General features: G+C 49.9%; 10 protein-coding genes and 1 tRNA gene. All 11 read left to right on the top strand.

Annotated features, from left to right (window positions below; translation table 11 throughout):
* Nucleotides 1–183 precede the first annotated feature (183 nt).
* The 11 genes from Q0Y46_RS03335 (at nt 184) to Q0Y46_RS03285 (ending at nt 13,115) form a co-directional block, all read left to right on the top strand.
* Nucleotides 184–1,011 (top strand): TIGR02147 family protein, encoded by an 828-nt coding sequence (locus Q0Y46_RS03335; protein WP_295678823.1) that lies wholly within the window; start codon nt 184–186, stop codon nt 1,009–1,011.
* On the top strand, nt 1,008–2,459 hold the full coding sequence (locus Q0Y46_RS03330) for a carboxypeptidase regulatory-like domain-containing protein (RefSeq protein ID WP_295678820.1): 1,452 nt from the start codon (nt 1,008–1,010) through the stop codon (nt 2,457–2,459). The genes Q0Y46_RS03335 and Q0Y46_RS03330 overlap by 4 nt, the downstream gene beginning before the upstream one ends.
* 53 nt (nt 2,460–2,512) lie before the next feature.
* Nucleotides 2,513–2,583 (top strand) — tRNA-Gln (locus Q0Y46_RS03325).
* Between the two features lie 218 nt (nt 2,584–2,801).
* The gene (locus Q0Y46_RS03320) at nt 2,802–3,560 is read left to right on the top strand and encodes an RsmB/NOP family class I SAM-dependent RNA methyltransferase (protein WP_297944845.1); all 759 of its coding nucleotides are present in this window, start codon (nt 2,802–2,804) and stop codon (nt 3,558–3,560) included.
* Nucleotides 3,561–3,593: 33 nt separating this feature from the next.
* Nucleotides 3,594–5,009, top strand: coding sequence for a hypothetical protein (locus Q0Y46_RS03315; protein WP_297944842.1), 1,416 nt, complete (start codon nt 3,594–3,596; stop codon nt 5,007–5,009).
* Between the two features lie 107 nt (nt 5,010–5,116).
* Nucleotides 5,117–5,851: a hypothetical protein gene (locus Q0Y46_RS03310; RefSeq protein WP_297944839.1), complete on the top strand. Its 735-nt coding sequence runs from the start codon at nt 5,117–5,119 to the stop codon at nt 5,849–5,851.
* Between the two features lie 12 nt (nt 5,852–5,863).
* Entirely contained in the window at nt 5,864–7,696 is a 1,833-nt protein-coding gene (locus Q0Y46_RS03305; RefSeq protein ID WP_297944837.1) for a hypothetical protein, read from the top strand.
* 40 nt (nt 7,697–7,736) lie between these two features.
* Complete coding sequence (locus Q0Y46_RS03300) at nt 7,737–10,475, top strand: PCMD domain-containing protein (RefSeq protein WP_297944834.1); 2,739 nt, start codon at nt 7,737–7,739, stop codon at nt 10,473–10,475.
* A gap of 126 nt (nt 10,476–10,601) precedes the next feature.
* Complete coding sequence (gene trxA, locus Q0Y46_RS03295) at nt 10,602–10,925, top strand: thioredoxin (RefSeq protein WP_295678803.1); 324 nt, start codon at nt 10,602–10,604, stop codon at nt 10,923–10,925.
* Between the two features lie 15 nt (nt 10,926–10,940).
* A complete protein-coding gene (gene hisF, locus Q0Y46_RS03290; RefSeq protein WP_295678800.1) occupies nt 10,941–11,732 on the top strand; it encodes an imidazole glycerol phosphate synthase subunit HisF in 792 nt (263 codons plus the stop codon).
* Nucleotides 11,733–13,115: a TldD/PmbA family protein gene (locus Q0Y46_RS03285; protein ID WP_297944828.1), complete on the top strand. Its 1,383-nt coding sequence runs from the start codon at nt 11,733–11,735 to the stop codon at nt 13,113–13,115. It abuts the gene before it with no gap.
* Nucleotides 13,116–13,824: the final 709 nt, after the last annotated feature.

The following is a 13,824-nucleotide window of genomic DNA, read 5'->3' as shown; positions in this document are numbered from 1 at the left end:
TCCGAGGGATGGGATTGGGTGTTCTCTAAATATAGCTAAAAAATTTGAAAGTGAACACACTTTTTGTGAAAAAGTGTTCCCAAAGTGTTCTCTAGCACAATGTCTGAGCGGTTTCGCGAAAAATTTGATAATTTTTTTTTAAAAAGGGTGTTCCCAGAAACAAGAAAAAAATTTAGATTTATAATGATGAACGTCTACGCCTACTATAATTATAGGAAGTACCTTCAGGACTACTACGAATACCAGAAGTCTGTCCAGCGTTACTTCTCTTATCGGTCCTTCGCCAAGAAGGTCGGTTATAGTTCGTCCGGTTTTTATCTGGATTTGATTAAGGGGCGTAAGTCGCTTACTCCGACCATGGTTACCAAGTTCATTGCCGCATTGGGCTTGAACGAACGCGAAGGCCGTTACTTCCAGCTGATGGTGGATTTCACTCACGCCGAAACTCCAGCATCCAAGCAACAGATCTTTGATCAGATGTCGGCGCTTCTTCCGCGAGCCACGAAGACGTTGACTCGCAACCAGCAGGAGTATTATAGCAAGTGGTACTATGTCGCCGTGCGCGAGTCGCTTGCTGTTTTGGATATTAACGAGAAGAATATTCCTGAACTGGCTTTGTTCCTCAATCCCCGCATTTCGGTGCCGCAGGCAAAACAGGCTATCCGGTTGCTTCTGGACTTGGGACTGATTGAACTTGTGGACGGTTTTTACCGCTCTGTGAACAAAACTATATCCAGCGGAAGGGAAATTGCTCCGCTCTTTGTCCACCAGTTCCAAAAACAAATGATAGATTTGGGCAAGGAAGCCATCGACCACTACAGTGTGGAAAGGCGTAACGTGTCCTGCACGACGATGAGCGTGTCGGCCAAGGGGCTGGAGCGCATCATCAACAAGATTGACTTGTTCCGCAAGGAAATCCTGGACATCGTCCGCTCTGACGAAGGCGAATCCATGATTTGCGAACTGAACGTCCAATTTTTCCCGTTGAGCAAAGAAAAGGAGGCAAAATGAGAAGTTCGTTCTTGTTCCTGTCTGTTCTTGCTTCGGTCGTCTCCTTGACGGCTGTTGTGGGTTGCTCGACGCCCGATGATGACAACGGCGGTGTGCGTATCAGCGGTACTGCGACTGATACCGAGAATACGATTGCTTCTGCGGCACCTATTGTCGGCTCCGTGACCCGCACCGACGGCAAGGCTGCCGTCAACGTGACTGTGCGCATGGCTCGTGTGTCCAAGGAATCTGCCGGAATTGCCGTGCCTACTTATGTGGAACTCCAAACGGACAGCGCTGGAGCGTTCTCCGTTGTTGATTCTGTGCTGGCGGACTCCTTCCAGATTGCCATTATCGATACTGTTTCGAACGAGATTTATTTCCAGTCGAAGGTTGTCGTAAAAGATTCGACTCTTGAACCTATAAAGTTGACCAAGGCCTCCATTGTCAATAGCAAGCTGCTCTATCAGGAATTGTCCGAACCTGAGGTGGCTGTCGGGTCCCATTTCTTGGCGTTTGTGCCGGGCACGCTAATCAGTCGCAGTGTCTTTGCCGGTGACTCGTTCTCGATGCTTATTCCGTCGGGTAAGGTCAAGTTGGCCTTCTGCCCTGGCGATCCGCAGATTGTCGCGAAACTGTCTGAACGTGGCATCGCCGATTCCCTGATATTCCGTGATTGGACAATGGCCAAGGGAAGCGTGAAGGAAGGGGAGTCTATTGAAATCGGACCGTTCCTTTGGAGTGTCTCGCCGAACGTTCCTGTTGATACCCTGATAAGGGAACGCGAAAATAGCGGAAGGATTTCTGGAATGGTCAAATGCAAGAATGGAAAGCCCTGCCAGGGAGTGGAAGTCCAGCTTGTGACCGACCTGTATGGTTTCAATTTCACTGAAGGTGACCTCTTGGTGTTCAAGTCGGAAACGGTGACGGACGGCGATGGTCGTTGGTTCCTGCCGATTCCTCAGGACGTCCCTTATGACAGTTTCCGAGTCGAGTTCCGCTATCTGGTCGATAACCAGGTGAGCGAGGCTGGTGTTTCCAAGTACGTGAACGTGAAAGATATCAAGAGCAAGAAGGATACCCTGGATGTTGGAACCGTGACTTTGCATCGCCCGTCCAAAATGGTCGGCAGCGTCCGTGTTGTCCCGGATTCTGTGAATGAAGATTCCCCGAACGATTGTATGGGGGTGGTTAACAGCGTTGTTCTCGGCATTAAGGGCACGACCCATTTCGTCAGGGATGTCACCTGTAACCTGATGACGATGTCCAACAACCTGATAATGATGTCTGACCTGCCGTACGGTGAGCAGGACCTGATTCTCTACACCGGGGACCCGAAGGTTGTCTCGACGCTGCTGGATATGGGTACGCCGATTTCGCAATTTGTCTCCCAGGTCGATGTAAACCTGCCTGAAGGGGTGACTTTGAACCAGCAGGGCATGACTTATACCCCTCCAGTGATAAAATAAATGCATTTACCCCTTGCACAATCGGGAAAATTTTTCTAATGTTGTGCCCACACTGAGCTATGGTGTAACGGTAGCACAACAGATTCTGACTCTGTTTGTCTAGGTTCGAATCCTGGTAGCTCAACGAAAATTCCCTGCTTACCGGCAGGGTTTTTTGTTTTCAGGCACGAGGTGAGGGGCTAGAGAATACCTTTGACCACTTAGTGCTTTAGCACTTATGTGGGCTTGGCCCCTTTTGGGGGAGACTAGGGGCTAGTGAAAAGAATCACGCACTTCGTGCGTCAATATTCTCCCTAGCCCCTAGATCCTAAATCCTAACCTCTAAATCACTATATTTGCGCTATGGAATTTTTCGACTACTTCTCGCAGTTATACGGCGATCGCTGGCCTGCTTTGCTTGAGGCTTTGAAGGGCGAAGGCAATGCTGTCCGCTTGCAGTTCGGGGAGTCTCTGGAGCCTTATTTTTTGGACGAGGCTTCGGTCTTTGCAGCGAAATCTCTTGCTGTGGAACCCGGTATGGATGTGCTCGACATGTGTGCCGCTCCGGGTGGCAAGTCGCTTGTGATTGCCTCAATGTTGCAGGGGGAAGGTTCTTTACAAAGTAACGACAGGTCTCCGGACCGTCGGTTGCGTTTGACGCATGTTCTGGAGAATTCTTTGCCGGCTTCTTGGCTAGGGATTGTCAAAGTGACCGGCTATGACGGCGTAAAGTTTGGGCTTCACAAAAAAGAATCGTACGACAGGATTCTCCTGGATGCGCCGTGTTCTTCGGACCGGCATGTCCTGAATTCGCCGGCTCACCTAGAAGTGTGGTCGGCAAAGCGCGTGAAGCGCCTTTCTGTGGAGCAGGGCGCTCTGCTGGCCTCCGCAGTCGATGCTTTGCGGCCGGGCGGTGTCCTTGTTTACGGCACGTGTGCGCTTTCTCCGCTCGAAAACGACAAGGTCGTAGAGAAAATTCTGAAAAAGAGACCTGCTATGCGAGTTGAGCCCATCGAGGAGATTCCACCGGGAGCGGATAGAACGGAATTTGGAGTCCATGTGCTCCCGGACACATCTGAAGGCCGTGGGCCTATATATTGCGCGAAATTGACGAAATTTTAGCTTTTTACCTCTGTTTTATATATATTTCTTTACATGACGAAACGTATCCTATTTATCCTTGCTGTGTTTGCTGTTGTGGCTTGGTGCCGCGAGGTCCCCGTTCGCTATTGGGTTGTGGGGGAATCTGCGGAACAGGAAGCGATTTACGTGAAAACCCAGCATGATACCGTATATCTCCGTGCCCCGAATGCCGAAGAACTGAAACTCATCAGTTCGCTTGATGATGCGGAGAACAACGCCCTCCAGAATACCAATGGACAGGAAGTGGAAGAAGACGATGACGATGATGATGCCTTGCCGGCTAAAGATTCCACGAGTGTCATCATGACAGACGAAGTCAAGAAGTCCATGGCAAACGGTGATGAACCGCAACCGGCTGCGGTGGTCGACGATGGTTCTGGAGACGATTTGGAAACGGCTCTTGAAAAAGAAGATGTTCGCCTGAAGCACGAAGAAATTGCCAAGATTGAAGAGGAAATCCGCCAGCGCGATATTCGCGACAGTATCGAGGCGGCGAACAAGAATCCGTTCATCAAGTTTTTCCGTCTAGACCTGAAGAGGCTCTATGATATGGAAAACAAGACGATGATCGACCTCACCCTTTCGAATTACGTAGTTCCTGAACCGGTCGTGGATGAAGAACCGGAAATGGAACTTTATCCGCCCGGAAAGGCAAATCTTTTGGTCCTTTCGAATCCGGAAGCTTGTTCGCTGTTTGTTAACGGCATTCCGCTCAAGCAGGTGGCGCCCGATACCATCAAGAATATCAAGCCGGGCAAGTACACAATCTCGGTGATGAAAGTTTTGAAAGATGTGGAATGGTGGGGAACTACCATTGTGAAAATCAATGCGGACAGCTTGAATACAGTTACGATTCCTGTGCAGCGCCCGTCTACGCGTATAACGCTCAATACGGACCCTGAAGCGGTGGAAGTTTTCATCAACAAGGTCCCGACAGAAAACATCATGCCGCAGTACATGACCGATGTGGTCATTGAGGATGTAAAGCCCCAGGCCAGTGTCGATATCTACTTGCGCAAGGTGGGTTATCGCGATACGATGGTGACAACCGAAATCAAGGCGTTCATGCCGAATTTCATCAATGTCGAGATGCAGCCGGTCTTGGATGACCTCCCGTTCATTGAAGAACAGAAGGCTTTCAATGCGGAACGTAGCCAGCGCCGTACGGGGCGTTACATGCTCCTAGGGTCTATTGCCCCGTTCTTGGCGGGAGGTATTCTTTGGTACTTCGCCGAGCGAGATTGGAGCGATGCTGCCGATAAGAAAAAAGCGTACAACCTCTCGGCTTTTGAGAGCGAGGATACGAAAAAGATGGTCAAGGACAACCACGATTTGAATCATAAGGGCGATATCAAGGGGATTGTCGCCGCAAGTCTTGGTGCTGTCGGTCTTGGATTGTTCACGGTCGGTTTTATCTGGTCATTCTAGTTTTTTTCGATGTCTTCTAGAGCATTTTTCTTAAATGCTTAACCCCTGTTTGCTGTCTTATGACTTCAAAGATTTTTTTGTTTGTTCTTCTTCTTTGCGTTTCCGTCTTGGCACAAGCTGGGAAGGATTCGTCTGCATTGTCTGCATCCGCTGATTCTTCGCGAAAGGGAGGCCTCTTGGGTTCCCTCTATCCGGTCAGTAAAGATGAAGCTATTTCGAAGGGGCATCTCCAAGGTGGTGCGACGCTTTCGCTTATTCAAGCGGAGACGGATGACGATGCGCTTGACGTGATTATTGGAGAAATTTACGAGGCGGAAGGTTATTCCTTTACGGTAGAGGCTTTTGGTGGCTACTTTATAAAGGACGCCTTGGCTTTGGGCCTCCGTGCCGGTTATTCTCGGACTTGGTACGACATCGATTTCTCCCTCATGGAAGATTTGGTCGATTTGTCGCAGCATAGAAAGTATGTGAGCAACGGGTTCTTTGTGCAGCCGTTCCTCAAGAATTACCTTAAGGTGCTTGATTCCAAGATTCTCTATTTTTTCAACGAGACCTCCCTTATGGTGGAATATTCCTACGGACTTTCGCAGGCAGACGATGGCGAGGACATATCCCGGACGAGGAATCGCATGTGGACATTCAAGTTCGGTTTGAATCCTGGCCTTTGCATTATGGTGTTGGACAAGTTGGCCTTTGAAACATCGGTTGGCTTGTTGGGCTTGAGTTCCTCTATTGTTGAGGTGGAAGAAAATGACAAGAAACATAGCGAACTTGTCTATAATGTCGTGAATTTTACCATCAATTTGCTTGCCTTGGATTTCTCCTTGGTTTATTTCTTCTAGGGAGGTGTGCACATGTTTGTGAGAAATGGTTTATTACTTCCCTGTGTGGCGCTGGCTTTTGCCTTGCTGACTTCGTGTGGCGATTCCGACGAAGTCGTTCATCCTGTTTCGCGACCGGTTGAATTGTTGGAACTTGATTGTATGAAAGAGGGCGGCGTTGATTCGTTGACGCGTACGATCGAGTGCAACTATCCTAAGAATGCCGAAAGTACGGTCAAGGTGAAGAAGTTTGAATTTTCGGGAAACTATTCGGCCTATGTCGTTGTGGGGGATGACCTGGAAGATCCTGAACTGGATTGGGCTATGCCGGTGGAAACGGGCGCAAAAATTCCCGTTCCCGATACTGGTGCGCTCGCCCTTGCGATTTTGGATGGGAAGGACCGCGTTGTCGATGTATGGAAAGTCGTCTTTGTCGCTGAGAAGAGTTCGTCTTCAAAGAAGTCCAGCAGTTCTTCTACAAAGTCGAAGAGCTCGTCGTCCTCGAAAAAGTCCAGCAGTTCTTCTGTAAAATCAGAGAGTTCATCGTCGGAGAAGCCTAGCAGTTCTTCTGCAAAGTCGGAGAGTTCGTCTTCGGAGAAGCCTAGCAGTTCATCTGCAAAATCAGAGAGCTCGTCGTCCACGAAGAAATCCAGTAGTTCTTCTACAAAGTCGGGGAGTTCATCTTCGGATAAGTCCAGTAGCTCGTCTGCAAAGCCGGGGAGTTCGTCTTCGGAGAAGCCTGGCAGTTCTTCTGCAAATCCGGAGAGTTCATCGTCGGTGCCGCCGGCCAGTTCGTCATCTGTGAAACCGGAAAGCTCATCTTCGGAAGAATCGAGCAGTTCGTCGGTTATTGAGGTCCCAACGAACGATCCGTTGACCCCCATTGTTCCTCCGTCATCCTCGGATTCCGATCAAGTCGTTCTCCTGAGTGATTTTGCCGTGGATAAGCAAAATAGCTCCGTTCATGTGGAAGGAAACAAGGTTTATGTGGAAGTTCCTTACGGATCGAATTTGAAGGCGTTGAGGGTTTTGCCGATGGATACGGTTGCCAATTTGGAACGCCCTGTGAAAATGAAATTTGTTGACGATTTAGGTGTGCTCAACGAGTACACGGTGGTTGCCGGAATGCAGCTCCCGGGGACGACGTTCGATGCTCGCGACTATAGCGGATTCTGGGCGACAACAAGTGACGCTATGGAGAATACAGTGACAGAGGCTGCGATTAAGATTAAGTCGGAGGCGAACCTTGAATTTGGGTCATCGCAGATGACGATTTCGACAAAAGAAGTTTCCGGATCTTGGATTGGTATAGAAGGTTCCTGGAAAATGGCCGGTGGTTTTTATTTTGCCGGAACGTATGATGGTACTTCGGCCATTGATATTTACCAACAAGGTTATTCTAGCGGAACGCCAAGTACTGGAGCTTCTGATATATCGAAGGACATGACCTTTGGAAAATCGTTCAGTGCGCGCCCCACAGGCTTTGACGTAACCTATTCTTATTCGCATGTGAAAAACAGCAATTCGACTTACCCGCAAAAGAGTTTGATTTATGTGATGCTCGTGAGTCGCGATAACAAGGTGGTCGCATCGGGCGTTGTGACGGACAATTCCAGCATCGGTATGCACAAAGTCCATGTAGACTTGGCCTATGGTAGTGATTCGGGGCTCTTGTCTTCGAATTATCCGGTTGCATCGGGACTTTCGGTGGGGACGGGTAACGAGAATGTTGCCACTATCCATGTGATGTTTGCGTCTTCGGCGTATGCGTTTGTTGTTGCTGGGGGAACTCTCGGGAACGATAACAAGTATCGTGGTGGCGAGAATTCCAAACTTGTCGTTGATGATTTTAAACTGGTTTACTAGCGGCAGGTGAATTATGAAACGATTGCTTTTTTTGTTTTTTATGATTCTTGCCTTATCCGCCTGTACGGAGGATTACGATGCTTTTGGTGCGTCGGATTACAGGACTTTGGATGAATTGGTCTTTGAAAATCAGGAAGACGATGCTCGGATATTCTCTGACGAACACAAGATTCAGGTGACCCTTGTTGCCCCTTCGGATTCTTTTGTCTGGGATTCGGTGACGATAGAGAAAATCGGGGTGAGCCATTTTGCGTCGCTCCATCTTGTGGAAAGCAAGGTGCGGAGTTTTCCGTCCGATTCTGCAAAACTGGACTCCATAGCGAAAAAGGTCGCCTATTCGAAGGAGAAATTAAGCAAGGGGAGTAAAATCCGTCTGCCGTCTTCGAAAACGGTTTATGTAATCGTGGTTTCGGAAAGCGGCAAGACTGCAATCTGGCAGATTGTTTTTGAATTGCAAGGTGGCGATGTGGAATCGTCCCAGGAATCGGAGGATTCGGGCGATGATCCAGAAGATTCAGGTGATGCAAAATCTACGTCTTCAAGTTCGTCCAAAAAAGGGAATTCTAGTTCTTCTGGAAAGTCGGATGGGGCATCGTCGGGTAAGGATTCAAAAGAGGAATCATCTAGCAGTGAAGTGACTTTGGATTCCAATGTGTCGTTCAGCATAAAGTTTGCAGACCAATTGGAGGCCCGCGAAGCGGGAGATACTATCCATGTAATCTTTGCGCACGGAATGGACCTCGCGAAAGTCAAGGTGGATACTTCGGAATCATTTGTTTTTCGCAAGTCCAGTTTGGATAGCAGCCCGACAAAAGTAAAAGATTGGAGCAAGGTTCAGAAGTTCGTGGTGACTTCGGAAAGCGGGGCGTCAAAAACCTGGTATGTGGACGTATCGACTCTCCCGAGTAGCGAGAAGGCTTTTGAAATAATTTTCAAGGATGAGTTGAAGTCAAATAGAAATGGCGATACGATTGTGGTGCGACTGAAGAATGGTTCGGATGTGGGAAAGGCGTCCGTGGATTCGTGGAGCGTATCGGAAGGAGCGTCCATTTCGCTGATGCCGGATTCCGTAAAGAGCTGGTCCAAACCGCAGAAGCTTGAAATTGTCGCAGAAGATGGTTCCAAGGTAACGTGGTATGTAACTGTGGTCGAAGCGGAAGCGGACGAAGTCGTTTCTGACGAAAAGGAACTTGTGTCCGTGACGGCGAAGGACGAGGTCAAGGCGGCGACAATCGATGAGTCCAAGAAGACGGTCGTTGTGCACATGAAAAAGCCAGAAGACCTTGCCGAGGTGGAACTTTCCATTAAGGTGTCGCCGTCGGCATACATCAATCTTGAATCGAAGGTGGACTTGCGCCAGCCTCAGAAATTGGTTATTACTGCCGAAGACAAGTCAACTGCCGAATGGACCGTGAGCGGGGATTATGTGAAACTGAGCGATGCCGAAATATTGGCATTCACGCTGGATAATGCGGCTAACGGTTTTTCTGCCGAAGTGAACCTTGATGCTGAGAAAAAGACGATTTCATTTGCGGTGCCTTCCAAGTACGAGTCCAAACTTTCCAAGGTCTATTTTGATGCCGAGTATTCCGAAGCGGCACGTAAAGGAACTCCTGCCGAGGATTATTTGGACTTGAGTGATGGCGGTGCCGAAATTGTTGTTGTCGCCGAAGATGGAACCGAAGCCACTTGGAATGTGTCGGTCACTGTGGTGGAGACGGTCTCTGTTCCGCCAAGACTGCTTTCGATGAAGATTGCCGGGAGTACGGCGGTCATCGACAGTGCCGATGAAGGGGGTTCCCGTGTTTTCCATGTCCACTACGACAATTTGACTTACCTTGCGGACTTGAAAAATCTCGTGGTCAGCGACATTGAACTAACTGATGGCGCTACGGTGTCGGGCATTTCTGAAGGGAATGCTTTCGACTTGAGTCGGGGATTGAGTGTTTCTGTGTCGAATGGCGAGGAGACTGCCGAGTATGTCGTGCAGGCGGGGTATCAGTATCCGGGAAGCGATTTCAACCATTGGGTAAAGGATGCGTTTGGCAAGACGAACGATATTGAAGGCTGGGATAACGGCAACAACGATGCCGTTACTTCGGCCAAGACGCTTACCGTGAACGAAAATGAACAAGTTATCAAGATGGAGTCGATATATGCTTCTGTTTTGGGTGTCGGTCGCTTTGCTAGCGGAAACATGTTTATTGGCTATTTCAATCCCAAGGGTGTTGGTACGCTCAAGTTGACCAGCTACGATGACGGCAACGAACTCATCGATCTTGGTCGTCCGTTCACTGGTCGCCCCAGATTCGTGGAATTCGACGTGAAGTACCAAGGCAAGGGAGATTCTTGCGATTTGTATATAATCCTTGAACATCGTAGTCGTACAAGCAACGAGGGCAAAAATCAGTACCGCACCTCTAGCGACGTGAATACCCTGATTGCCTCGGCTTGGTATCGCGCGACGATTGTCACCAGCGAGGATGACCCGGATGTCGTTTCTATTACGGATGCCTCGCGCGCGGGCTACAAGACAGTTCGTCTGGCATTGAAGTACGGAGTGCCCTTGGCTGGATCGCCGATTTACAATTCCAGTGTCTTTAACAAAAAACTCAAGAATACTAATGGTATCGATAACCACATGGTGCAGACGGAATCTCCGGATGATTTTGATGTGACGCACATTCGCATCGTGATGGCTTCTAGCGCTTTGGGCAACTTGTACGAGGGATCGGTCGGTGCGACTCTCTGGGCCGACGAGCTACGTCTTATTTACTGATGCGCTATGCTGTTTGCATGGCAGGAATCGTCTAGATTGTGGATAATTTCAGGCTTATTTCCTGATTTCGCTTTTTTTGCAGGATAGTTTTTTCTAGTTTTAGAAAAAAATTCGTGGAGGATTTTTATGGCAGCAATCGCTTTGACTGCAGAGAATTTTGACCAGGTTATTGGCTCCGGCCAGCTCGTTTTTGTGGATTTCTGGGCCACTTGGTGTCGCCCGTGCATGATGATGGGTCCGGTTGTCGAAGAACTGGCCCAGGAATACGACGGTCGCGTCATTATTGCCAAGATGAATGTGGACGATCCGGGCGTGGGCGATATTTGCGGACGTTTCGGCATCACCAACATCCCGAACATGAAGCTCTTCAAGAACGGGGTCGAAGTCGACAACGTTGTGGGTGCTGTGCCTAAGGCGACCGTGAAGGGCGTCATTGACAGGAACTTGTAGTTTTTAACCATTTTTATGCTAACCAAACGTCTCATAGTCTGTCTCGATGTCCGGAACCGCAAGGTCACGAAGGGCGTAAAGTTCAAAGGAAATATTGATATCGGTGACCCGGTGGAAATGGGCGCTCAGTACAGTGCCGACGGCGTTGACGAATTGGTCTTTTACGACATTACCGCAAGTGCGGAAAATCGTCCGTGCGACATGGAGATGATTCGCCAGATAGCGAAGCGCGTCTTTATCCCGTTTGCTGTGGGTGGCGGAATCCGCAACCTTGACGACATGCACGAGGCCTTGTTGGCCGGTGCCGAGAAGGTGAGCGTGAACAGCCTTGCCGTGCTCCATCCCGAAATTATTGCCGATGGCGCGAAAGCCTTTGGGCGGCAGTGCGTGGTGCTGGGCATGGACGCGAAGTTTGTCGGAGTTTCCGAGAAGATTCCCAGTGGCTACGAAGTCTTTATCCGTGGTGGCCGCCAGGCGATGGGTATTGATGCCGTGGAGTGGGCCAAGAAGGCCGAAGACTTGGGAGTAGGCGAGATTTGCCTGAATTCCATCGACACGGATGGCGTGAAGAACGGTTACGAACTCACCATTACCGACAGGATTGCGAAGGCGGTGCAGGTGCCCGTGATTGCAAGCGGTGGTGCAGGAACGCCTGCCCACATTGTCGACTTGTTCCGCAAGACCTCTGCCGATGCGGCACTGGTCGCCTCGATGGTGCATTTCGGAGACTATACGGTGCCCGGTATCAAGGGAGAAATGCTTGCGGCAGGAATCCCTGTGCGCAAGAAGATGAACGGCGAGGTCTAGGTGAATCAGGATGTTGCCGTAAAGATTTTTGAAGCGGGCCGCAGTGCTGGAGCTGACTTTGTCGAGATTTTCGAAGAAGAAACTCGCAGTTCTTGCCTGGGTTTAAAGGACCGGCATATCGAGACGGCGACTGCGGGGACCGAATATGGAATTGGTGTCCGCCTGCTTTATGGCACCGAAGTGCTTTACGGATTTACCAGCGACGATAGCGAAGAGGCTCTCGTGAAGTTGGTCCGGACGCTTGCGTTCGGTCGAATTTCCGGGGCTGCTCCGAAGTCTTTTGAATTTGCTCCCGAAAAACGGGTATGCGATTTTAACGATGCTGCTTACAAGGATCCTCGCCTGTTGGGGCAGTCCATTAAGCAAGATTTTTTATTCCGCGCCGATAACGCCGCTCGTGCCCTTTCCCCGAAGATTGTGCAGGTGGGGGCCAGTGTCGTGGATAGCTGCACGGCTATTACCCTCATGAACAGCGAGGGGCTGCACCTTGAAATGACCCGTGGTCGGTTGCGTGTAAATGTAAACGTGACGGCGACCGACGGCACCGAGCGATTGACGTCGCATGAGGCTCCTGGAGCCTTGGGTGGCTATGAACTGCTGGGCAATTATTCCCCCGAAGAACTGGCGTCTATTACGGGGGAGCGCGTGTTGCGCATGCTCGATGCGGGCTATATTGCCGGCGGCCAGATGCCTGTGGTGATGGGCAACGGCTTTGGTGGCGTGATTTTCCACGAGGCCTGTGGGCACCCGCTCGAGACGGAATCGGTCCGCCGCAATGCGAGCCCCTTCTGCGGCAAACTCGGCGAAGCTATTGGCCAGCCCTGCCTTACCGCGATTGACGACGGGACGATGGACGGCGTGTGGGGGAGCCTCAAGTACGACGACGAGGGAACGCCCACGCAACGCACTGTCCTTATTGAAAACGGAATTTTGAAAAACTACATGAGCGACCGCGTGGGTGCAGCCGAGGTGGGAGTGCCCCTTACGGGGTCTGCCCGTCGTGAAAGCTACAAATATGCCCCGGTGAGCCGTATGCGCAACACCTTTATTGCGCCGGGCAAGGATACGCTCGATTCCATGATTGCAAGTGTCGATAACGGCCTTTATGCGGCCCGCATGGCGGGTGGCTCGGTGAACCCGGCTACGGGCGAATTCAACTTCGCTGTCGATGAAGGTTATGTTATCCGTAACGGCAAGATTTGTGAACCGGTTCGTGGCGCAACCCTTATTGGCAAAGGCCACGAAATTATGCCGCGCATCAGTATGGTCGGGTCTGATTTTGAACAGGCCGCAGGTGTTTGCGGAGCTTCTTCGGGCCATGTGCCTGTAACCGTCGGGCAGCCGAGCATCAAGGTTGATCAGATTCTCGTCGGTGGGCGATAGAGCGGATTGCCAGGAAAATTCATTCAAAAATAACTGTATAAATTAAAACAACGGCGCCCCTTGCGAAACGCCGTTGTTTGGTGTATGGGATGTTTGGTTTTGTTGCTAACTTTTATCGTTTGCTCTCATAATGTAGATTAGTATAGTCCAAATAGGTATAATTGGGGGTAGTTTCCGGTGTAAAGGTTTACAACGGAAAGGTCGTGTTTACAAGAAAAATCTTCATAATTGCGTAATTTGGGCGATTTTCGCCATTTTTTCTTGTAATTAGATACTTTAAAAATGGTTCCGTCAAGAATACGTCCGACTCCTGCTAGGACGATAAGACCGAGAGCTCCGTGATCTGTTTAGTTTTCTCTCTGCTCGTAAAGAGACGCTATAAGACAGAAGAGGCAGGATTTTGCACCCTGCCGTTAATTTTTGGGGTGGAAAAACTAGCCTTCTGTTTCGTAGGCCATGAGCGGTTTTAAGATTCTGTTCCAGATAAATCCCCAAAGGAAGCCCAGGCACCAAAGTAGCGGGACTACCAAAAAGCATAAACAGGCAATTATAATCAGGAGTGTCATTTTTCATCTCCGCGTTACACTTCTAATATAGATTCTTTTGGGTCGGGGGGCTTTGTTTTTACCTTTTTTCTTCTGGAGTATGGCGGTGAACTCTTCGATGGTGGACGCCTGGACGTACCCTTGCCGTAGGGATTCGGTTTTCC

It is taken from the genome of uncultured Fibrobacter sp. (assembly GCF_947305105.1).
GTDB lineage: Bacteria > Fibrobacterota > Fibrobacteria > Fibrobacterales > Fibrobacteraceae > Fibrobacter.
The sequence above is the reverse complement of the archived record's forward strand: the minus strand, read 5'-3'. Positions and strand labels throughout refer to the sequence as shown.